18 protein-coding genes are annotated in these 21,117 nt (G+C 53.4%); 4 read left to right on the top strand and 14 right to left on the bottom strand.

Annotated features, from left to right (window positions below; translation table 11 throughout):
- Positions 1-72: 72 nt before the first annotated feature.
- The 5 genes from menE to PTW35_RS12885 are packed head-to-tail and all read right to left on the bottom strand — an operon-like array spanning position 73 to position 6,379.
- A complete protein-coding gene (menE, locus tag PTW35_RS12865; RefSeq protein ID WP_281027505.1) occupies positions 73-1,503 on the bottom strand; it encodes an o-succinylbenzoate--CoA ligase in 1,431 nt (476 codons plus the stop codon).
- Positions 1,504-1,523: 20 nt separating this feature from the next.
- A complete protein-coding gene (gene menC, locus PTW35_RS12870) occupies positions 1,524-2,498 on the bottom strand; it encodes an o-succinylbenzoate synthase (RefSeq protein WP_281027506.1) in 975 nt (324 codons plus the stop codon).
- Entirely contained in the window at positions 2,498-3,361 is an 864-nt protein-coding gene (gene menH, locus PTW35_RS12875; RefSeq protein ID WP_281025327.1) for a 2-succinyl-6-hydroxy-2,4-cyclohexadiene-1-carboxylate synthase, read from the bottom strand. The genes menC and menH overlap by 1 nt, the downstream gene beginning before the upstream one ends.
- Entirely contained in the window at positions 3,345-5,066 is a 1,722-nt protein-coding gene (menD, locus tag PTW35_RS12880; RefSeq protein WP_281025328.1) for a 2-succinyl-5-enolpyruvyl-6-hydroxy-3-cyclohexene-1-carboxylic-acid synthase, read from the bottom strand. Before menD ends, menH begins: the two co-directional genes overlap by 17 nt.
- Complete coding sequence (locus PTW35_RS12885; protein ID WP_281025329.1) at positions 5,063-6,379, bottom strand: isochorismate synthase; 1,317 nt, start codon at positions 6,377-6,379, stop codon at positions 5,063-5,065. Before PTW35_RS12885 ends, menD begins: the two co-directional genes overlap by 4 nt.
- A gap of 544 nt (positions 6,380-6,923) precedes the next feature.
- Between PTW35_RS12885 and PTW35_RS12890 the strand changes: the two genes are divergently transcribed.
- The 3 genes from PTW35_RS12890 to PTW35_RS12900 all read left to right on the top strand — a co-directional run bounded on the left by PTW35_RS12890 (position 6,924) and on the right by PTW35_RS12900 (position 10,363).
- Positions 6,924-8,138 (top strand): pyridoxal phosphate-dependent aminotransferase, encoded by a 1,215-nt coding sequence (locus tag PTW35_RS12890; RefSeq protein ID WP_281025330.1) that lies wholly within the window; start codon positions 6,924-6,926, stop codon positions 8,136-8,138.
- Between the two features lie 264 nt (positions 8,139-8,402).
- On the top strand, positions 8,403-8,987 hold the full coding sequence (gene yfbR / locus PTW35_RS12895) for a 5'-deoxynucleotidase (protein ID WP_281025332.1): 585 nt from the start codon (positions 8,403-8,405) through the stop codon (positions 8,985-8,987).
- The gene (locus tag PTW35_RS12900) at positions 8,987-10,363 is read left to right on the top strand and encodes an anti-phage deoxyguanosine triphosphatase (protein WP_281025333.1); all 1,377 of its coding nucleotides are present in this window, start codon (positions 8,987-8,989) and stop codon (positions 10,361-10,363) included. The genes yfbR and PTW35_RS12900 overlap by 1 nt, the downstream gene beginning before the upstream one ends.
- A 201-nt stretch (positions 10,364-10,564) precedes the next feature.
- Here PTW35_RS12900 and PTW35_RS12905 read toward each other — a convergent pair whose 3' ends face one another.
- Together PTW35_RS12905 and PTW35_RS12910 are read right to left on the bottom strand one after the other, a co-directional pair.
- Entirely contained in the window at positions 10,565-11,182 is a 618-nt protein-coding gene (locus tag PTW35_RS12905) for a tRNA-uridine aminocarboxypropyltransferase (protein WP_281025334.1), read from the bottom strand.
- Positions 11,166-11,336 (bottom strand): hypothetical protein, encoded by a 171-nt coding sequence (locus tag PTW35_RS12910; protein ID WP_281027555.1) that lies wholly within the window; start codon positions 11,334-11,336, stop codon positions 11,166-11,168. Before PTW35_RS12910 ends, PTW35_RS12905 begins: the two co-directional genes overlap by 17 nt.
- On the opposite strand from PTW35_RS12910, the gene rrtA reads away from it, so the two are divergent.
- The gene (rrtA, locus tag PTW35_RS12915) at positions 11,265-11,753 is read left to right on the top strand and encodes a rhombosortase (RefSeq protein WP_281027507.1); all 489 of its coding nucleotides are present in this window, start codon (positions 11,265-11,267) and stop codon (positions 11,751-11,753) included. The genes PTW35_RS12910 and rrtA overlap by 72 nt on opposite strands.
- A gap of 112 nt (positions 11,754-11,865) precedes the next feature.
- Here rrtA and PTW35_RS12920 read toward each other — a convergent pair whose 3' ends face one another.
- The 7 genes from PTW35_RS12920 to tig form a co-directional block, all read right to left on the bottom strand.
- A complete protein-coding gene (locus tag PTW35_RS12920; RefSeq protein ID WP_281027508.1) occupies positions 11,866-12,111 on the bottom strand; it encodes a ComEA family DNA-binding protein in 246 nt (81 codons plus the stop codon).
- 186 nt (positions 12,112-12,297) lie between these two features.
- On the bottom strand, positions 12,298-14,187 hold the full coding sequence (gene ppiD, locus PTW35_RS12925) for a peptidylprolyl isomerase (RefSeq protein ID WP_281025335.1): 1,890 nt from the start codon (positions 14,185-14,187) through the stop codon (positions 12,298-12,300).
- Positions 14,188-14,446: 259 nt separating this feature from the next.
- Entirely contained in the window at positions 14,447-14,719 is a 273-nt protein-coding gene (hupB, locus tag PTW35_RS12930) for a nucleoid-associated protein HU-beta (protein ID WP_039467660.1), read from the bottom strand.
- Positions 14,720-14,930: 211 nt separating this feature from the next.
- Positions 14,931-17,303, bottom strand: coding sequence for an endopeptidase La (lon, locus tag PTW35_RS12935; protein WP_281025336.1), 2,373 nt, complete (start codon positions 17,301-17,303; stop codon positions 14,931-14,933).
- 129 nt (positions 17,304-17,432) lie between these two features.
- On the bottom strand, positions 17,433-18,713 hold the full coding sequence (gene clpX, locus PTW35_RS12940; protein WP_039467655.1) for an ATP-dependent protease ATP-binding subunit ClpX: 1,281 nt from the start codon (positions 18,711-18,713) through the stop codon (positions 17,433-17,435).
- Positions 18,714-18,828: 115 nt separating this feature from the next.
- The gene (clpP, locus tag PTW35_RS12945) at positions 18,829-19,452 is read right to left on the bottom strand and encodes an ATP-dependent Clp endopeptidase proteolytic subunit ClpP (RefSeq protein ID WP_281025337.1); all 624 of its coding nucleotides are present in this window, start codon (positions 19,450-19,452) and stop codon (positions 18,829-18,831) included.
- Positions 19,453-19,559: 107 nt separating this feature from the next.
- On the bottom strand, positions 19,560-20,861 hold the full coding sequence (gene tig / locus PTW35_RS12950; RefSeq protein ID WP_281025338.1) for a trigger factor: 1,302 nt from the start codon (positions 20,859-20,861) through the stop codon (positions 19,560-19,562).
- Between the last annotated feature and the right edge of the window lie 256 nt (positions 20,862-21,117).

The following is a 21,117-nucleotide window of genomic DNA, read 5'->3' on the forward strand; positions in this document are numbered from 1 at the left end:
GTACCTAGAACCAAAATAGCGATTAAATAAAAAAGGCCCGGGGGGATAATTGTCACCTCGGGCCTTTTTGTTTCAGTCAGCAGGTCCATTTTGTTCAGCCAACCATCCTGCCAGTTGCTGGCGGGATATTTTGATCCCTCCAGCGCTGAGGTGCGAAGGCAAAGAAAAATACTGCACCGGACGACAGAAGCCCATCACCTGCTGTTTCATATACGTGACCAACTCCCCCTCGAGCCGCGAATCCAGCTCAGAGGACGTTGCCAAAACCGCAACAGGACGCTGGCCATACTCGGTATCATTAACCGGCAGCACAAAAGCCTGACGCACCTCTGGGTGTGCCAGCAGCACCTTTTCAATCTCTTCCGGCTGGATATTCTCGCCACCGGAGATGAACATGTTGTCCTTGCGGCCACGGATAAACAGCTCTTCATCGTGCCAATCCGCCAGATCTTTGGTGGCAAACCAGTCCTGATCGCAGAGCGGAAAAACAGTCCGGTTGCGGTAATAGCCCATCGCCAAGGTCTTGCCTTTGACCAGGACTTCGCCGTCTTTGAGCATCAGCTCACGATTTGGCAGCACCGCACCAACGCCAGCACTGCTATCAGCCAGCTTGGCCGTCACCGTCGAGGCCATTTCGGTCATGCCGTAGCCACACCAGCATTCGATCCCCGCCAGCTTGGCCCGCTCGGTAAGACTAACCGGGATCACCGCCCCGCCGAGTAATACCCGCTTCAACGTCAATGACGACGCTTGGCTGCTGGCCAGCAGACGCTGTAGCTGAGTCGGTACCAGTGAAGCATGGGTTACCGTATTCAAGTCCTGCTCCAACCCCTGCGGGGACTCAATAACCAGTTGCGCACCGCGGTATAACCAACGCCAGACAATTGCCATTCCGGAAATATGAAATAGCGGCAACGAGAGTAGCCAACTATCTCCCGGCTCAAACGCCATCCAATGCAGCAAGCCCGCCGCACTCGCCAGATGGCTCTGTGCATTGTGTACCACCGCTTTGGGCTGGCCAGTAGAGCCCGAGGTCATGGTCAGGGTCGCAGCCCGGGAAGCCTGCCAAGTCACCGGCACCAGACGTGGCACTTGCGGCGGCAGTAACTGCAACCGGGTTGGCAACGCTTGGCCATTGCCAAAATCCATACCTGACTTTGCCGGATACCAAATAAAGTCACACTCCAGCTGCGCCAGCTGGGCGGCAAGCTGCTGCTGGCTCAAGCGCGGATTCAGCCCGACATAGCGGGCCCCGGTACGCAATGTCGCGAGCAACAACCAGATCACCGATACCGAGTTGGGAGCCACGGCAGCCACCAGCTGATCACGCTTGAGGCCCTGCTCAACCAACCCCTGGGCATACTCTTCGACCCTGTCGGCCAGTTCGGCCCAGCTAAATTGCTGTCCGCCAAATGAGAGAGCGACCGCTGACGGCCGCTCTTTTGCCCAATGTTGCCAGGGCCAGGTGGAAAATGTCATATCCGTGACGTCTTCCACCGGCATCTCCGACCGGCTGCCAGCCGTTACTTGGACCATACCACATCCAATTCAGCCAGGGTTTTCACCGGCAGCTCACACTGAGGCCACGGCGTTTCCAGCTGGCTGAGGAACAGCTGCATGGTGTCGAGGCCCGGGATCACTTCCGGCGTCTGCCATTCGGCAAAGCGAGCCAGCTGATTCAAACCAAGGCTGGTTTCCATGCTGGAGCTAATCACTGCCGTTAGACCCTGCTCATGCGCCTGCTTTACCAGTTCCATACAACGCTGGATACTGCCCACCAGGGTCGGCTTGATCACAATCGCCACCACGCCCGGCTCTGCTTTGACCTCAAAGCCCTCGTCACGCACGGTTTCATCCCAAGCAATGTTGATCCCTGTTTCCTGGGCAAAGGCCAAACTGTCAGCTGGGGTTTGGCAAGGCTCTTCCAGAAACGCGATGCCTCCGCGGTTTTCCGGCTTCACATACTTGGCAAACTGCTGGGCTTTCAGTGGCGTCCACTGGCGGTTGGCATCTAGGCGCAGGCGGATCCCCGCAATGGAATCGATGAACATATTGGCCACCATGCCATCGCGAACAGCTTCGTACATGCCCACTTTGATTTTGGCCACCTTCTCACCCGGCATGTCATTCAGGGCGATAACCAAATCGTCGGGATCACCGGCGCACAGCGGGGCAACCGTGTAGTTGCCGGCTTGTGGCAGGCCGCCCTGCAGTTCAAGCTCTGCCATGCTCAGGCCAAATGCAACAGATGGTAATGCATTGTCTAGCGCCAACGCCTCGCCAGCGACCCACTGCGCAAGCAATGCCTTGGCTTGTTCACCGGCTTGTTCTGCGGTCTCTTGGCTGAATTCAGGCAGTGGCGCAATCTCTCCATAGCCTTTGTGATCGCCGTCCTGCAGCTCGACAATCCAGCCATCGCGGTTGACCAAACGCTGGGTACGGAGGATCACACCAGAGTCCATAGGAAGCTGATATTGGTAAAGTTTCGCGCTACGCATCATAAAATTCCATCTGCCTTATTCTTGTAAGAATGTGCTTCAAATAATGTTCTTGAAATAAAATCGTCTACGGCCCTGGCAAAAGAGTATGGCTGCTCAACATGAACATTATGGCCGGCTTCTTCGATCACCTGATAAAACAGGTCAGAGCCCGCAGCCAGAAGCGTAAACTTTTCGTCTTTCTCTCCGCAAAGATAATGCACAGGAATAGGAAGCCTGTTTAGCTGAGATTGCAGGAGAGGTTGTTTGGCTAGCGATGTAGCCAGTAGCATATGTGCTATGGAAGAGCCAAGGTTATCACTGCGCTTGGCAATCAAACCTTGTCTCTGGTCATGATTCAGTGATGAAAATACCGGTTGCTGGTACCAGTCCGCCAGCACATCGGCAATAGGCTGGGCAGCAAACCGCTGCGCCCAGCGCCGATCATTATCCAGCCGCACCGCTCGTTCGCTTTGCGGCAGGCCAAAATGACCACCTTCCAAAATCAAACCGGCCAGCTGCGGCTTCGAGTCGGTATCCCGGTGGCAGGCATGGTACATCGCCACCCTAGCCCCCAGCGAATAACCAACCAAAATATAGCGGGTCACCCCGCGGGCTTCCAAGGTATCAGCTAACCATTGGCTGGTCAGCTCGAAGCCTCGCTGCTCGAACTCTTCAGCCGGTATTGAGCGGCTGTGGCCATGGCCTGGCAAATCAACAGTAAGGCATTGATATTTAATGCTTAGCTGGGTAACAACCTGCTGCCAGTCCCGGCCAGAGCCGAGCAGACCGTGCAAAAAAACCAGCGTCGGCTTGAGGGGCCCGGTTGGGTTAGATACTCCCCCAACAACAGGCGCACCATAGGTTTCAGAGTAAAGTCGCATGCTTGATCTCGCCAAATAGCTCGCGCAGCAAATCGCCACTCTCTCCGGCCGGGGTCTTGATCTCGACCAAGGTAGCCCCGTCAACAGACAAGCCTTGTTGAACGGCTCGCTTGGCATCAGCGAGCGTGGCCGGGCTGGCATACTTCAACCCGAACATGCCCGCGGCATGGCCAAAGCTCAGGCCATGGGGCATGCGGTATAGACTGTCCTTCTGCGCATCCGGTACCGGCAGCAAGTCAAAGATCGCCCCGCCGTCATTGTTGGTGACCACGACCACCACCGGCTGATTGGCTTGCTTCAACAAAGCCAGCGAGTTGAGATCGTACAGCAGAGAGGTATCGCCCAATACACACAGCATTGGCTGCTGATTGGCACGCTGCACCCCGGCAGCAGTGGCAATCAAACCATCAATGCCTGAAGCGCCGCGGTTGGCAAACGTCGCGGTTGACGGCATGCGGCCACACATATCCAGCAGGCGGACAATCAGGCTATTGCCCAAAAACAATGTCGTGTCCCGCTCGACCCAATCCATCATATGGGCAGCCAGACTGACTTCGTTAAGGACGGTGTATTTATCTCGGGCGGAGGCCAAACACTGGCTGGAGGCGGCTTTAAGGCAATCCGCCCAGCCACGATAGGTGGCACCGGAGGATCCGGTATGCTCAATAAGCTTCCCGGCAAAGCGAGACACATTGGCCTGAATGCGCACGGTCGCGGCAAAGCTCGGGTCAAGCGCAACCGACAGTGGGTCCACCAGCCAGTAATGCGACCATTGTTTGGCACCGATCAGTTGCCCCAAGCGTTTGGAAACCAGACGGCCACCAAACTGAATAATAGCGTCCGCCTGCAGTAACTGCTGGCGACATTTATCGTTTTGCAACCAGACATCAAAACCAGCCCAGTCACTGCTCCCACCAGCCTGCGGATCGGCCAACAACGGCCAGCCCAAGGCTTTAGCCAAAGTATTGATAGCGGCAAACTCATTCGGTGCAACCCGGCCGGCAATCACGATCCCTTTGGTGCCCTGCAGCTGTTGCCAGCGCTCAAGATCGACCGCGGCACCATTGCGCTCAGCATCAATGTACTGGGTAAAACGGGCCTGGCCAGATTGCCAGTGTTCGACCGGCTGCAGGTAGGCAGAGAAATCCCCCTCTTCGCCGTATAACGGCTCGGGATAGTGGCAGTTGAAATGTACAGACCCACCGCGCTGTGCCTGCTGGTACATTGCCTTATCAACGGTTGATAGCAGCCAGGCAGGGCTGATCTCTTGGGTCGGCGAAGGGATATCTTCAAACGCGGTCACATGGGAGGAAAAAATACCCTGCTGGCGGATAGCCTGATTCGCCCCGCAGTCAATCAGCTCCACCGGGCGGTCGGAGGTCAGCAAGACCAGCTTTTCACCAGTCAGCCCACTTTCGGCGACTGAAGGTAACAAGTTGGCCACCGCGGTACCGGAAGTGACGACGACCGCCACCGGCTCGGCCGTTGCCTTGGCTAGCCCGAGTGCCAGAAAGCCCAGCCCGCGTTCGTCAAAATGGGTATGGATCGCCAGCTGGCCATTTTTTGCCGCCGCCAGGGTCAGCGGCGTCGAGCGGGAGCCGGGAGCAATACAGATATGCTTCACGCCGTGGCGCACCAGCTCTTCGAGCATCAGCCCTGCCCACAACTGGTTCAAGGCCGCTCTTGTCGAAACCCCATTACTCATGCCGTCTGGCGCTCCCACTCAGGTTCATCGCTGGCCAGCAAACTGCACAGGGTCGATGTTTTACGATCCAGCTCTTTCCACTCACTGTCGGCTGTCGAACCGGGCACTATGCCGGCCCCGGCAAACAGGTGCAGCTCATCGCCCATGATCAAGGCACTGCGGATTGCGACACAGAATTCGCTGCGGCGTGCCCCGAGAAAACCGACGGCACCACTGTACCAGCCACGGGCAAAAGGTTCATTCTCGCTGATGAAGTCCAACGCCTTGTCCCTCGGCAGCCCGGCAATGGCCGCTGTGGGCTGCAGGCTGTCGAGCAACTCAGAGTTTTCGACCCCGTCATTGAGCTGGGCATCAATTCCGCGCTTGAGGTGCTGCACCTTGCGCAGGCGGATAAGCTCTGGGGTCTGGGCCACGTTCATGCTGATGCAGCGTGGTACCAAGCGGTCGACGATATCATCCACCACCAAGCGGTTTTCATAGCGATTCTTGTTGTCGTCGAGCAGCCATTGTGCCAGGCGATCATCTTCGGCCATATCGGCCCCTCGGCCAATGGTTCCCGCCAGTGCTTCGGTTTGCAGATCTTGCTCTTGGCGCAGGAACAAACGCTCCGGGGTGGAACCGACAAAACAATGCTTGGCATCGAGCGCCATCATAAAATGAAAGCTGTTGTGGTTGCTGCCCCGGCTAGCCTTGAGCAGCTGGGCCGGCGAAACCGGTGTATCGAGGGTCAGGGTGGTCTTGCGTGCCAGCACAACCTTCTCGAACACTCTCTGGGAGATAGCCTCCAGGGCATTGCCTATCATCTGTGACCAGCCAGAGAAGTCAGGGCTGTAAGTGCGCCCCAGGATTTTACTCGTGATCTGCGGAACTTCGATAGTATCCAGCGTCAGCTGGGCCAGTGCATCGATAACTTTGTCTCGGCTTTGCTCTGACAGGTTCACCGCCATCTGCCAGCTGCCGTCCACACGGAAAATCTCCAATACCGGCAGGAAGAAGAAAGAAGGCATGCAGCGCCTGTTGCGCTGGGTACGACCGTCAAATGAGCGCCCCCCCCAGATACGCTGGTCATCCGCCAAGATTTTCTCGGCAGCTTTGGGATCAGTGAACGTTTTAATTTGCCCGAGCGCCACCACTTCCTCTCGGCAATCACGCGACTGCCAATAGAACTTGGGAAACAGGGGTTGGGACTCCATCCAATCAATCAGATCGGTATTGGCCGGAAGCTCCAGCTTTACCGTCAATCGTTGAGTTATTGGCGTGGATTGTCGAATTTTTTCAAGTAGTAACTCAACGGCTTTTTGTAACGCGGTCAAGGTAACCTCACTCAGCTCTCAAGCACCAAATTGGCTCATCCTTGGCTGATGGTAAATGGCTAATCAATTAGCATCTTTCGCCCTATATGTGGCCCCCCAGCAAGTCATGCAGCTGTAAGCAATAGACCACATACCGAATCATGGCATTCTACCCCAGTTCTCGCATTCTGACTAATAAAGTAATGACTCAATATATATCTTCACATCTCATCACAAGCGATGATTGCCCTGCCCCTCACAGAAACGAATGGCGAATGACGCCTCGCAAGATAATATTTTGCCGCCAGTTTCGACAAATCCGGTTTAATTACCATCATATTTTGCTGAAATCTCCAGCAAATCCCTTCATTGTAATATTTTATTCTGCCAAGAGAGGAAAATAGCCCCTGTTTTGCGCTGCAGCCAGTGAATCCCACCTCATAACATAGAATTTAATTATACAAACCACTATTTTACGCTACTTATTCCTGTAGGGTGTTTATTTTTTAAGGTTTTATAGTGTAATTTGTTGTCATTAACGGCTTGAAACAGGATACCACCAATAATGCAAAACATCGGGATGTCATCAAAACTCAATAATGTCTGTTACGACATTCGAGGTCCCGTTCTGAAACATGCCAAGCGCATGGAAGAAGAAGGGCACAAGATTCTCAAACTCAATATCGGCAACCCTGCCCCGTTCGGTTTTGATGCCCCTGATGAAATTTTGGTGGATGTGATCCGTAACCTGCCGACCTCCCAGGGTTACTGTGACTCCAAGGGCATTTACTCGGCCCGAAAAGCGGTTGTCCAGCATTACCAGAAGCGCGGCATGCTCGATCTGGACGTGGAAGATGTCTACATCGGCAACGGTGTTTCCGAGCTAATCGTAATGGCGATGCAGGCCCTGCTCAACAACAACGATGAAATGCTGGTACCGGCACCGGACTACCCGCTGTGGACAGCAGCCGTATCCCTTTCCGGCGGTAAAGCTGTGCACTATACCTGTGACGAGCAAGCCGACTGGTATCCTGATTTAGACGATATCCGCAGCAAGATTACGCCGAACACCCGCGGTATTGTCCTGATCAACCCGAACAACCCGACAGGTGCAGTTTACAGCCGGGACTTCCTGCTGGAAGTGGTGGAAATTGCCCGCCAGCACAAGCTGATCATTTTTGCCGACGAGATCTACGACAAGATCCTCTACGAAGGTGCTCAGCACACCTCGATTGCCCCACTGGCCGACGATGTATTCTGCGTGACCTTCAACGGCCTGTCGAAGTCTTACCGGGTCTGCGGCTTCCGTGCCGGCTGGATGGTACTTTCTGGCCCTAAGCACCTGGCGAAGAGCTATATCGAAGGGTTGGAAATGCTTTCTTCGATGCGCCTGTGCGCCAACGTGCCAATGCAACATGCTATCCAGACGGCGCTGGGTGGCTACCAGAGTATCAATGAGCTGATCCTGCCGGGTGGCCGTTTGCTGGAGCAACGTGACCGGGCCTATGATCTGCTAACCTCCATCCCGGGGGTGTCCTGCGTCAAGCCGAAAGGCGCGCTCTACCTGTTCCCGAAACTGGATCAGAAAAAGTTCAACATCATTGATGACCAGCGCTTCGCACTGGACTTCCTCCAGCAGGAAAAAGTCTTGGTGGTACACGGCACCGGGTTTAACTGGAAACAACCGGACCACTTCCGTATCGTCACCCTGCCGCGGGTTGATGACTTGGAAATGGCGATAGGCCGCTTGGAGCGATTCCTCCATAACTACCGCCAGTAAAAATTGATATATAACGTGTTATTAGACCTATATCAGGGTGAGATTTCAAAACCTACCCGCCATGGATGGCGGGTCGGAGCGACATGGATGTCTTAATGCGCTTTTGAAATCACATCCTGCATATATGTTACTTCATTATTTCATTTCTCTAGCTTGTCCCCCTAAAGATCCAAACGCGAATTATCGTTTGCTTAGCGGTAAATTCTGTTACCTTTAAAAGGTGATTGATTTTGTTACCTGTTCTGTCCGTCAAGAAGTACCGCTATGAAACAAAGCCATTTTTTTGCTCATCTTGCCCGAATGAAGCTGATCCAGCGCTGGCCGTTGATGCGCTGTGTCGAAACCGAAAATATCTCGGAGCACAGCCTCCAGGTCGCTTTTGTCGCCCATGCCCTCGCCCTGATCAAAAACCGCAAGTTCGGTGGCAACACCAACCCTGAACGTATCGCGCTGCTCGCGATGTTTCACGACTGCAGTGAAGTGCTGACGGGCGATATGCCGACCCCTATCAAGTACTACAACCCGGCGATCGCCGAGGAGTACAAGAAAATCGAACTCGCTGCCGAGCAAAAACTGTTGTCGATGCTTCCCGAGGAGTTCCGTGCTGATTACGCACCGCTGCTCGATAGCCACCAAATAGACAAGGATGACTATGCCATCGTCAAACAGGCCGACAGCCTGTGCGCGTACCTCAAATGCCTGGAGGAGCTCAACGTCGGCAACCACGAGTTTACCTCGGCCAAAAACAACCTTGAGCATACCCTGCAACAGCGCTCCACCCCGGAAATGCAATACTTCCTCGCGACCTTTGTCGACAGTTTCAACCTAACCCTAGATGAGATCAGCTAATGGCCGATATCTCCCTGTCCCCACAATTTAGCCAGCAATGGGAAACACGCAAAAGCAATGAGCAGAAAATGCGGCGCAACGACCATCGCTCGGCCTTCCAACGTGACCGAGCTAGGATCCTTCACTCTGCGGCTTTTCGTCGGCTGCAGGCCAAAACCCAGGTCCACGGTGCCGGCCACCATGACTTTTACCGCACCCGCCTGACCCACTCGCTGGAAGCCTCGCAGATTGGTACCGGCATTGTGGCGCAGCTGAAAATCAAGCAACCCGAATTCCGTGAGCTTCTGCCTTCGAACAGCCTGATGGAAAGCTTGTGCCTTGCCCACGATATCGGCCATCCTCCATTCGGCCACGGCGGCGAAGTCGCGCTGAACTACATGATGCGGGAGCACGGTGGGTTCGAGGGCAATGCCCAGACTTTCAGGATCGTCACCCTACTCGAACCCTATACCGAACGCTTCGGCATGAACCTGTCGCGCCGCACCTTGCTCGGACTGTTGAAATACCCGGCATTTATCAGCCATACCCGTGCCACAGAGCTGCCAGCAGATGTCCACCATTTCCGCCACCTCAAAGCTAAGGACTGGTACCCGGCCAAGGGGATCTACAACGATGACCACCAGACCTTCGATTGGGTATTGGCCCCGTTATCCGACCATGACCGCCAGCTGTTTGGCCAGATGCGCCATGCTCGCGCCAAGCCAAGCGAGCACCTAAAAACGCGGTTCAAATCCTTAGACTGCTCTATCATGGAGCTGGCCGACGATATCGCCTACGGTGTCCATGACCTCGAAGACGCGATTGTGATGGGGATTGTCACCCGCGAGCAGTGGCAGGAAGCGGTGGCCAGCAAGCTGGCAGATTGTGGCGAACCTTGGCTGGAGGAGCGTATCGGACAGCTCAGCAGCCAGCTATTTGGCACCCACCACCAGCGCAAAGACGCAATCGGGGCCATGGTCAATGCCCTGCTGACATCCATCCATATCGCCCCGACCATTCAAAATGGCATCGACAGCTTCGAGGAGCCTTTGTTGCAGTGGAATGCCTACTTGTCTGAGCCGATGGAGCAGGTACTGGAGGTGCTCAAGCAGTTCGTCAGCCTGTATGTGGTCCACAAACCGGATATCCAATTGCTGGAGTACAAAGGCCAGCAGTTAGTGATGGAGCTGTTCGAAGCCTTCTCGTCGGATCCCGAGCGTTTGCTGCCGGAAAATACCCGCGAGCGCTGGCGCCACAGCAGTGACCAAGGAGAAAATGCCCACCGCATCATCGCCGATTATATTTCGGGCATGACCGACGGCTTCGCCCAGCGACTCTACAGCACCCTGTTCCACCCGACCGCGGCCAGCGGCATAGGGTTTCAGGGGGGGGACTAAAGGTCCTGGGTCCTGGGTCCTGGGTCCTGGGTCCTGGGTCCTGGGTCCTGGGTCCTGGGTCCTGGGTCCTGGGTCCTGGGTCCTGGGTCCTGGGTCCTGGGTCCTGGGTCCTGCTAGCAGCATTCCTTTTACATTCAATCCAACAAACTCTTTCTTTTGCTTTTCCTAGGTCCGAGGACCAGCTTTTCCTAGTGCCAGCTCTTAACGATAGTTCCTCTCAAACACCCCTTCGGGCATCTGCTGGATCTGGAACTCGATCATCTGGTTAAACGCCTCGATCAGCGGGGCGAATTTATCCCCCTCGCCTTCCAAGGCCGAGAGCGCAAGGTAGCCGGCCTCCACCGTCGAGACCCCCGCCGATTTTGGTGATTTGCGGATCCGGTAGTTGCCCTGCTCGGCATTGTCGAGGGCGACAGTAGGCAACTGCTGCAGGTTCGCTGACAATTGCCACATCTTGTAGGCTTTCTTCCAGGTGCCATCGAGCAGGATCAGGGTACGCTTGATCCCGGCAGCTTGGTCATCGCCCGCATCAGCCAGGCTCGAAATAGGCAATGCCCCTTCGCCCGGGTAGACCACCCAGGCCAGGCGATCCGGCTCGGCAAGCAACTGATTGATTTCGAGATGCCCAGAGAAGTCCTCCCCGACCCATAGTCTGGCATTGGGCAGCGAGAGAGTAAGGATCCTTGCGGTACCAATCGCACGCTTTACTTCCGATGGATGTTGTAAAATCCACAATTCAGTTTTAGCATCAAGCTGTTGGATCCACTGGCAGATACATGCCTTGGTTGCTTTGCCGCACTGTTCACAATATCGACTCATCGAGGTAGCCTTGTCTATTCGCATCTTTGTACTCATTTTCATCGGTATCACGGCCCTCGCCCAGCTTCCCGCCATACAACCGTTGCTGGCCTGGCAGCGTACGGCCATCGAGCAAGGAGAGGTTTGGCGGCTTATCAGCGGCAATCTGACCCATACCAATTGGCCACACATGATAATGAACAGTCTCGGCTTGGCAATCATTACCTTCATTTTTCGCCGCTACCTCAATGCCGAACGTCTTGCTTTGCTGCTCTTCGCCATTGCCGGTTTCATCGGTGCCACACTCTGGCTTAGTGCCATGGACTGGTATGCAGGGCTATCCGGCGTCCTCCACGGCCTGTTCGCCTGGGGGGCTATACAGGATATCAAGGCGAAGGACAAACTCGGTTGGTTATTGCTGCTGGGCGTGAGCGCCAAGGTGATATGGGAGCAGATAGCAGGCGGCTCAGCCAGCTCAGCCGAGCTAATCGGAGCCAGAGTCGCCGTAGAAGCACACCTGGCTGGTGTCTGTGGCGGTTTGTTATTTGCGGCGGCAGAAAGAATCAAACAGAAGCTTGCCGTTGATAAGTAGCCCTTACCGCGGCCGGCCCCTTTTGTCCGGGCGCCCGGGCGATTAACAAAGGAGAACCACTGACCTCTCTCCTTTGCAAAGCTGGTAACCCCCAGGGAGCAACCAAGCCTTGTTACTGCAACTTGATCCGCTCGCGATTTTTCTCGACGGTGGATGTGCCAATCCCCTTCACCTTGATCAAGTCTTCTGCCGACTCAAAAGGCCCATTCAACTGGCGGTATTCAATGATACTGGCGGCTTTATCCGGCCCGATACCAACCAGTAACTTATCCAGCTCTTCGGCATTGGCATCATTGATGTTGACGGTAATTTCGATGCCTTCGTGGCTATCCCCGGTGGCAGAGACTGGGGCTGCCATACCAATCGCCAACCCAACGACCAAGGGCAGAGAGACAAGAACTCGCTTCATTACATTTCTCCTTCATTGACAAGAGAGGATAGAGTGACGAAGCAATGAGTCGCTGTATACAGGGGATACCTTTCCCGACTTAAAAAAACGACGGGCCGCACAATGGCGGCCCGTCTAGTAACGTATTAGTTACATTTAGTTCGTAGTTGTATCCAACACAGGGTAAGACACCTTGGCTGCATTGCGCAGTACATCCAAGGTCGCCATCACATCCTGCTGGGCATGCATCTGCTCAAGCTGCTGCGCCATCTGCGGGTCAACGGCATTCGCATCAACATCCGCCTCGACCACTTTGTCCAGCGCAATGATCAGCATGTTGCCGGCCATATCACGAGTAACACCGTATACCGACGCACCTGACTCAGGCTTGGCAAGACCAAACGCCACCTGGGCAACTAGACGATCGGCACCCATGCGGCTGATCATCTCTGGCTCAGAGAAGCTCAGGCCTTCGTCTGCCAACACATCCGTGTTGCCGTCACGTAGGGCAGCCACCAGCTCATCAGCCTTGGCGTTCGCCGCTTCTTCGCCCTTCACTACAGACAGCTGCTGCTTCACTTTGGCAGACACTTCGTCAAATGGCAGCACCATTTCATTACGAGAGTCATCAACACGCACGACAACAACATGCTCAGGACCGATTTCGATAACATCAGAATTCAGGCCGTCTTCGCGAACCTCAGGGCTAAACAGCGCCTGCAGGACTGCTGGATTAGCCAGTACGCCCGGGGCATCCGACTGAGAGATGAAATCTGTTGTTTGCACCGTCCCCTGTACCGCTTCAGCAGCGTCTTCCAAAGAATCTGGCATTTCGAACGCTTTTTCTGCTAGCTGGGTCTGAAGATCGTAGAAGGCTTCTGCCGCACGCTGCTCGCGCAGCTCCGCCAGAATTTCATCACGTACCTCAGCAAACGGCTTGACCTGAGGCTCTTTGATATCATCCAGCTTGATGATGTGGTAGCCGAAATCAGACTCGACCACCCCAGAGATCTCGCCTTTGCCCAAAGCAAATGCCGCATCTTCAAAAGCAGGGTCCATCACGCCACGTTCGAACCAATCCAGCTGACCGCCGTCTTTGCCGCTGAAAGAGTCGTCAGATGACGTCTTGGCCAGCTCAGCAAAATCAGCGCCGTTGTTCAGCTCGTCAAGCAGGTTTTCTGCTTTGGTCTTGGCCTCGCTGCCTTTGCCTTGAACCAAAATATGGCTAGCATGGCGCTGCTCGGCAGTGCCGTATTTATTCTGGTTCTCGTCATAGTAAGCTTTCGCATCGGCTTCAGACACATCCAGGGTCTGCTTCAGGTTGGCACCCGACAATTCAATGTAAGCCGCTTTCACTTGGTCAGGACGGGTGAACTGTTGTGGATTCTGCTCGTAGTAAGCCAGCGCTTCCTCGTCAGTGACCTCGGCCTTTTGGGTAAAGTCAGCCACATCCAGTGTCAGGGTGCGGATTTCACGCTCCTGGCGCTCAAGCTTGATCAATGCCGCGACTTCGTTACCTAGTGCAAAGTCACTGCCCTGGATAGCCAGCAGCAGCTGCTGACGCAGCAGATCGGTACGCATAGACTCTGCGAACATGTCTGGGGTCAGGCCCGAGCGGCGAAGCAGTGCATTGTACTGCTCGTTATCAAATGCCCCATTGCGCTGGAATTCAGGCATAGACAGAATCGTCTGGCGTACCTGCTGATCGCTGATGCGCAAGCCAAGCGCGTTGGCGCGCTGCTCGATGAGCAGATCATTGACCATGCGGTCTAGCACGCTGCGGCGGAACTGCTGTACGTAAGCTGGGTCACCCATCAGGGTCGAGAAGTAATCACCCAGTTGCGCCTGCATGCGGTTACGTTCGTTCTGGTAAGCCATTTCGAATTCGCGCTGGCTAATTTCACGGTCGTCCACTTTCGCCGCGACTTGGTTACCGCCACCAGCCAGGTAGCTACCTACCCCTGCGAAAACAAAAGAAAGAATAATCAGACCAAGGATAATCTTGACCCAAATGCTGCTTGCGCCTTCGCGCATACGCTCCATCATAATTTGCCGTATCTCCTACCTATTCGATTTGGCATGGTAATACCAACCTGTGATAAGCCTAATATAGACTGTTCTAAATCACAGCTTACCGGTATTGATATTAGTGAAGAATGCTAACAGGCGAAGACCTGAAAAATTCACACTTTTCCAAAGTAAAAAAAGCGCACCGACAGGATGCGCCCTTTATCATGCCAGATTGCCCATTAAGACAACCTGAATGTTCGTTTGTTCAAACAAACTGGCGGGCAATGCCCTTCGCTTAGTTTACAGAATCTTTAAGCGCTTTACCTGCTTTAAAGCCAGGTACTTTGGCTGCTGCAATCTGGATCTCTTCACCGGTCTGTGGGTTACGACCAGTGCGCGCTGCACGCTCGCGTACAGAGAAAGTACCGAAGCCAACAAGCGCAACCTGATCACCCTCTTTCAGGCTCTCAGATACTGCGTCAATGAATGCATCCAGTGCACGACCCGCAGACGCTTTAGAGATATCTGCATTTTCAGCGATTTTATCAACTAGTTGAGTTTTGTTCACGATCTATCCCCTCTATGAACGTTATCCGCTTGGAGCCTTCATGGCAAAATTACAACACGGACAAAAAGAATCTATTTCAGTATATCAACACTAAACTTAAGTTCACGTGTAGACGTTGATTTTATTGAGCTAACGGCAAATTAGGACTCACTTATAGCCACACAAAAAAACGCTGACAAGGTTTTTATCCTCGAAAGCGTTTTTTCATATCTTAACTTTGCTGCAGGTCACTATTTTGGGCGTTCACCAGCTCGATACCGGTTGGATTATTCTGCAGTGCAACGGTCAGCACTTCATCAATCCAACGTACCGGTCGGACTTCCAAATCGGCAATCACGTTGTCTGGGATTTCCTCCAGATCGCGCTCATTTTCCTTCGGAATAAGGACCGTTTTGATACCGCCGCGGTGAGCAGCAAGTAGTTTTTCTTTCAGGCCACCGATAGGCAGCACTTCACCCCGTAGCGTGATCTCACCCGTCATGGCAACATCACCGCGTACCGGGTTACCTGTCAGGCTAGACACCAGCGCCGTACACATGGCGATGCCCGCACTTGGGCCGTCCTTCGGCGTGGCCCCTTCCGGGACGTGAACATGAATATCACGCTTCTCGTAGAAGTCAGGCGCAATACCCAAACGCTCGGCACGGGTACGGACAACCGTCATCGCCGCCTGAATCGATTCCTGCATCACATCACCAAGCGAGCCAGTGTAAGTCAGCTTGCCTTTACCCGGCATCGATTCAGTCTCGATAGTCAGCAAATCGCCGCCCACCTCGGTCCATGCAAGGCCCGTCACCTGGCCGATACGGTTGTTCTCTTCTGCCTTACCGAAGTCAAAGCGCTGAACACCCAGGTACTGCTTCAGGTTGTCCTGCGTGATAACCACTTTCGTGGTCTCAGGGTTGAGCAGGATTTCTTTCACGGCCTTGCGGCACAGCTTAGACACTTCACGCTCTAGGCTTCGCACGCCCGCTTCGCGGGTGTAATAGCGGATGATCCCAATCAGTGCCGAGTCATCAACTTCGATCTCGTTCGGTTTCAGGCCGTTACGCTTGATTTGCTTCTCTAGCAGGTGACGCTTAGCAATGTTGAGCTTCTCGTCTTCGGTGTAACCAGAAAGACGGATCACTTCCATACGGTCAAGTAGCGGCCCTGGGATGTTCATTGAGTTCGACGTCGCGACAAACATCACATCAGACAGATCGTAGTCCACCTCAAGGTAGTGATCGTTGAAGGCATTGTTCTGTTCCGGATCAAGCACTTCCAACAGAGCCGAGGCCGGATCACCACGCATGTCCGATGACATCTTGTCAATTTCATCGAGCAGGAACAGCGGGTTCTTCACTTCGACCTTGGACATTTTCTGGATCAACTTGCCCGGCATCGAACCAATGTAGGTACGGCGGTGACCACGGATTTCCGCTTCGTCACGCACCCCACCCAACGCCATGCGAACGTATTTACGGCCAGTAGCAGCTGCAATTGACTGGCCCAGGGAGGTCTTACCTACACCAGGAGGACCCACCAGACACAGGATAGGGCCTTTAAGTTTATTGATTCGGCTCTGTACCGCCAAGTACTCAAGGATGCGCTCCTTGACACGCTCAAGGCCATAGTGGTCGGCATTGAGCACTTCTTCGGCCTTGGCCAGGTTCTTCTTCACCTTGGAGCGTTTGTGCCATGGCACACTCAACATCCAGTCGATGTAGCCACGGACCACCGTTGCCTCGGCCGACATCGGCGACATCATCTTGAGCTTCTGCAGCTCCTGCTCCGTCTTCTCGCGCGCCTCTTTCGGCATCTTCGACTCTTCGATTTTCATCTTCAAAGACTCGAATTCATCCGGCGCTTCATCCAGCTCACCCAGCTCTTTCTGGATCGCCTTCATCTGCTCGTTGAGGTAGTACTCGCGCTGGCTCTTTTCCATCTGCTTCTTGACGCGGCCGCGGATGCGCTTTTCCACCTGCAGCAGGTCAATTTCAGACTCCATCATCGCCATCAAGAACTCAAGGCGCTCGACAACATCGATGATTTCCAGCACTTTCTGCTTGTCAGCCAACTTCAGTGGCATGTGAGCAGCAATGGTATCAGCCAGGCGCGCAGCCTCATCGATACCGTTGAGGGAAGTCAGTACTTCCGGCGGGATCTTCTTGTTGAGCTTGATAAAGCCTTCGAACTGATTGATGGCCGTACGAACCAGGACTTCCTGCTCACGCTCGTCCATCTCCTCGGTTACCAGGAACTCAGCTTCGGCCGTGAAGAACTCGTCGTCGCGGAGATTTTCGACCTTAGCGCGCTGCTGGCCTTCCACCAGTACCTTAACCGTACCGTCTGGTAGCTTGAGCAGCTGTAGAATTGTCGCCACCGTACCAACATCGTACAGATCGGAAATTGCAGGCTCGTCGGTCGCCGCTTCTTTCTGGGCCACCAACAAAATTTGTTTGTTATCATCCATCGCCGCTTCAAGGCAGCGAATAGATTTATCCCGGCCTACAAACAATGGAATGACCATATGCGGGTAGACCACCACATCTCGCAGTGGCAGAACGGGGATCTCAAGGCGTTCCGAACGCTCCAGGTTCATATTTTTCTCTCTTCCGTTCACTCTTATTACTGAGTATATGGGGGCATGGGCACAAGATTCAACGGGATATGTATCAGAAAATAAAAAAGGAGGCGATAGCCTCCTTTTTTTGACCGTACTGGGCAGATTTTACTCAGCGCCTGCAGCTTGACTTTCGGTGTTCTCGTAAATCAGCAGAGGCTCAGACTCGCCTTTAATCACTGATTCATCAATCACAACCTTGCTCACGCCTTCCGCTGAAGGAAGCTCGTACATGGTATCAAGCAGCACAGCTTCAACAATCGAGCGCAGACCACGCGCACCGGTCTTGCGTTCCATTGCCTTGCGGGCAATTGCAACCAGGGCGTCATCACGGAACTCAAGCTCAACGTTTTCCAGCTCAAGAAGTGCCGCGTACTGTTTTGTCAGCGCATTCTTAGGCTCACGCAGGATCTGAACCAGTGCATCTTCGTCCAGCTCGTTCAGAATCGCGGTCACCGGAAGACGACCAATGAATTCTGGGATCAGGCCGTATTTCACCAGATCTTCAGGCTCTACCTGTTCGAACAAGTCACTCAACGTACGCGACTGATCTTTCGAGCGAACATCCGCACCAAAGCCGATACCCGTACCGGTTGCAACACGCTGGTCAACCACCTTGTCCAAGCCGGCAAACGCACCGCCACAGATGAACAGGATTTTCGACGTATCCACTTGCAGGAACTCCTGCTGTGGGTGCTTGCGGCCACCTTGTGGTGGTACCGATGCGACCGTACCTTCAATCAGCTTCAACAATGCTTGCTGAACGCCTTCACCCGAGACATCACGGGTGATTGATGGGTTGTCTGACTTACGGGAGATCTTATCGATCTCATCGATGTACACAATGCCGCGCTCGGCCTTGGCTACATCGTAATCACATTTCTGCAGCAGTTTCTGGATGATATTTTCAACATCCTCACCCACGTAACCGGCTTCGGTTAGTGTGGTGGCATCTGCCATAGTGAACGGAACATCCAGCATACGAGCCAATGTTTCTGCCAATAGCGTCTTACCGCTACCTGTTGGGCCGATCAACAAGATGTTACTCTTGCCCAACTCAACACCGTCACTATTGGTATCGCCATTGCGAAGGCGCTTGTAGTGGTTGTACACCGCTACCGCGAGCACTTTCTTCGCATGAGACTGGCCAATAACATATTCATCCAGGTTTGCACGAATTTCTTGTGGTGTCGGAAGCTCATTGCCATCACGCTTAGGCATTACTTCTTTGATTTCTTCGCGAATGATGTCGTTGCACAGGTCAACACATTCATCGCAAATATACACAGAAGGGCCTGCAATCAGCTTGCGAACTTCATGCTGACTTTTGCCGCAGAAAGAGCAGTAAAGCAGTTTTCCACTACCACTCTCTTTTCGCTTATCTGTCATTCGCTAACCTCTTTTCGGGTCTTACCCCATCATTGCCTTTGTTTTGAGTGTATAACAACTCAAGTATTTTTGCTCCGCGCAAGCGGCTAAGTCGCTGCACGGAGACCAAAAAAACTTAGTCACGCTGACTCAAAACTGCGTCGACCAAGCCGTACTCTACAGCCTGTTCTGCCGACATAAAGTTATCACGATCAGTATCGCGTTCAACCACTTCAAGTGGCTGGCCAGTATGCTCAGCAAGCAAACCGTTCAAACGGTGTTTGATCGTTAGGATTTCCTGGGCATGGATCTGGATATCAGAAGCCTGGCCCTGGAAGCCACCCAGCGGCTGGTGAATCATCACACGGGAGTTAGGTAGGCAGTAACGCTTACCCTTGGCTCCGCCCGCCAGCAGGAATGCCCCCATGGAGCACGCCTGGCCCATGCACACGGTACTGACGTTCGGCTTGATGAACTGCATGGTGTCGTAGATAGACATCCCCGCAGTAACCGAGCCGCCCGGTGAGTTAATGTACAGGAAAATATCCTTGTCTGGATTTTCAGACTCAAGGAACAGAAGCTGCGCAACGACTAGGTTGGCCATGTGATCCTCTACCTGACCGGTCAGGAAGATCACACGCTCTTTCAATAGTCGGGAATAGATGTCGTAGGAACGTTCACCACGAGAAGTCTGCTCGACCACCATAGGAACCAGCGCATCCAAAATCGGCGACATGGCGTTTTTTTCTTGGTAGCTCATAACGTTATTTCCCTAAAATAAATGGCCCGAATGAAATTACTCTCACACGGACCATTGTTAGCAGAAGATTTGAAGTAAAGTCAAATCCCTACAGTAATTTCAGCAAATTAAGCAGCAGGCTGGTTCATTAGCTCGTTGAAGCTAACTTCTTTCTCAGAAACCTGAGCTTTGGCCAGTAGCGCATCGATCGCTTGCTCTTCTAGAGCAACGTTGCGCATGTTGTTCATCATCTGCTCGTTCTTCTCGTAGTAAGCAACAACTTCTGATGGATCTTCGTATGCAGATGCCATTTCAGCGATGATAGCCTTAACGCGCTCTTCATCAGCTTTTAGCTCTTCAGACTTGATCACTTCACCTAGAAGTAGGCCAACAACTACGCGACGCTTAGCTTGCTCTTCGAATAGCTCACGAGGAAGCTCAGGAGCGTTAGCAGCATCACCGCCGAAGCGCTGAGTTGCCTGCTGGCGTAGAACGTTGATTTCCTGGTCGATAAGAGCAGCAGGAACAGTAATGTCGTTCTGCTCAACTAGGCCGTTTAGTACCTGATCTTTGATGCGGTTCTTAACAGCTTGCTTCAGTTCGCGCTCCATGTTCTTACGAACTTCAGCTTTAAGACCTTCTACAGAACCGTCTTCAACGCCGAACTTAGCAACGAACTCTTCAGTTAGCTCTGGTAGTTCCTGAGCTTCAACTTTGTGCAGTTTGATAGCGAAAGTTGCTGCTTTACCTTTTAGGTTCTCAGCGTGGTACTCTTCTGGGAAAGTCACTTCTACAGAGAACTCGTCGCCCGCTTTCTTACCAACGATACCGTCTTCGAAGCCTGGGATCATGCGGCCCTGGCCCATAGCAAGCGCGAAGCCTTCAGCTTTACCGCCTTCGAACTCTTCGCCGTCGATAGAACCAGTGAAATCGATAGTTACACGGCTGTCAGCAGCTGCAGCTTCTTCAACTTCGTTCCAAGTTGCCTGCTGCTTGCGAAGCGTTTCTAGCATAGTGTCAACGTCTTCGTCTTTCACTTCTACTGCTGGCTTCTCAACAGTGATGTTTTCTAGGCCCGCTAGCTCGATCTCTGGGAATACTTCGAAAGACGCTTTGAATACTAGGTCTTTGCCTTCAGCGATTTCAACTGGAGTGAAAGTTGGAGCGCCAGCTGGGTTAATTTTCTCTTTAACGATCGCTTCGATGTAGTGACGCTGCATCACTTCACCTAGGATGTCCTGACGAACAGACGCGCCGAACATACGAGCAACCATTTTGATCGGTGCTTTACCTGGACGGAAACCATCGAAACGACGATTCTTAGCAATTTTCTTCAGCTCAGCGGTTACAGCGTCTTCGATGTTTGCAGCTGGAACTGTGATAGTTAGATGGCGTTCTAGACCTTCAGTGGTTTCAACGGTAACTTGCATTTTATTTAACCTCAAAACTTACTCAGTGCTACCTGAGTGGTGTTGCCGATCAGTCGTACTGACGGTGGCATCCTTTTCGTGTTATGGCTGGCAACCACGCCAAAACCATAACGCCTTAATTCTGATAGTTCCTGCATTTGCGGGCTTAAACTCACCCAGCCAGGGACTAAAAACGCGGTATTATAGCGATCCTCAGCCCTGCCGTCGAGACAGAGCGGCCGCACCGCAATCAAACCTTTCACACAAGATAGGGGCA

Origin of the sequence: Photobacterium sp. DA100, assembly GCF_029223585.1 — a bacterium.
Taxonomy (GTDB): Bacteria; Pseudomonadota; Gammaproteobacteria; order Enterobacterales; family Vibrionaceae; genus Photobacterium.

Coding starts and splice junctions, on each gene's coding strand:
- clpP (WP_281025337.1), bottom strand. CDS start 19,452: ATGAGCTACCAAGAAAAAAACGCCATGTCGCCGATTTTGGATGCGCTG.
- PTW35_RS12905 (WP_281025334.1), bottom strand. CDS start 11,182: ATGAGTCGATATTGTGAACAGTGCGGCAAAGCAACCAAGGCATGTATC.
- lon (WP_281025336.1), bottom strand. CDS start 17,303: ATGAACCTGGAGCGTTCGGAACGCCTTGAGATCCCCGTTCTGCCACTG.
- menC (WP_281027506.1), bottom strand. CDS start 2,498: ATGCGTAGCGCGAAACTTTACCAATATCAGCTTCCTATGGACTCTGGT.
- menE (WP_281027505.1), bottom strand. CDS start 1,503: ATGCCGGTGGAAGACGTCACGGATATGACATTTTCCACCTGGCCCTGG.
- yfbR (WP_281025332.1), top strand. CDS start 8,403: ATGAAACAAAGCCATTTTTTTGCTCATCTTGCCCGAATGAAGCTGATC.
- PTW35_RS12890 (WP_281025330.1), top strand. CDS start 6,924: ATGCAAAACATCGGGATGTCATCAAAACTCAATAATGTCTGTTACGAC.
- ppiD (WP_281025335.1), bottom strand. CDS start 14,187: ATGATGGAGCGTATGCGCGAAGGCGCAAGCAGCATTTGGGTCAAGATT.
- tig (WP_281025338.1), bottom strand. CDS start 20,861: ATGCAAGTTACCGTTGAAACCACTGAAGGTCTAGAACGCCATCTAACT.
- PTW35_RS12910 (WP_281027555.1), bottom strand. CDS start 11,336: ATGGGTCAGATTGCCGCTGATAAGCCGCCAAACCTCTCCTTGCTCGAT.
- clpX (WP_039467655.1), bottom strand. CDS start 18,713: ATGACAGATAAGCGAAAAGAGAGTGGTAGTGGAAAACTGCTTTACTGC.
- menH (WP_281025327.1), bottom strand. CDS start 3,361: ATGCGACTTTACTCTGAAACCTATGGTGCGCCTGTTGTTGGGGGAGTA.
- PTW35_RS12920 (WP_281027508.1), bottom strand. CDS start 12,111: ATGGCAGCCCCAGTCTCTGCCACCGGGGATAGCCACGAAGGCATCGAA.
- PTW35_RS12900 (WP_281025333.1), top strand. CDS start 8,987: ATGGCCGATATCTCCCTGTCCCCACAATTTAGCCAGCAATGGGAAACA.
- menD (WP_281025328.1), bottom strand. CDS start 5,066: ATGAGTAATGGGGTTTCGACAAGAGCGGCCTTGAACCAGTTGTGGGCA.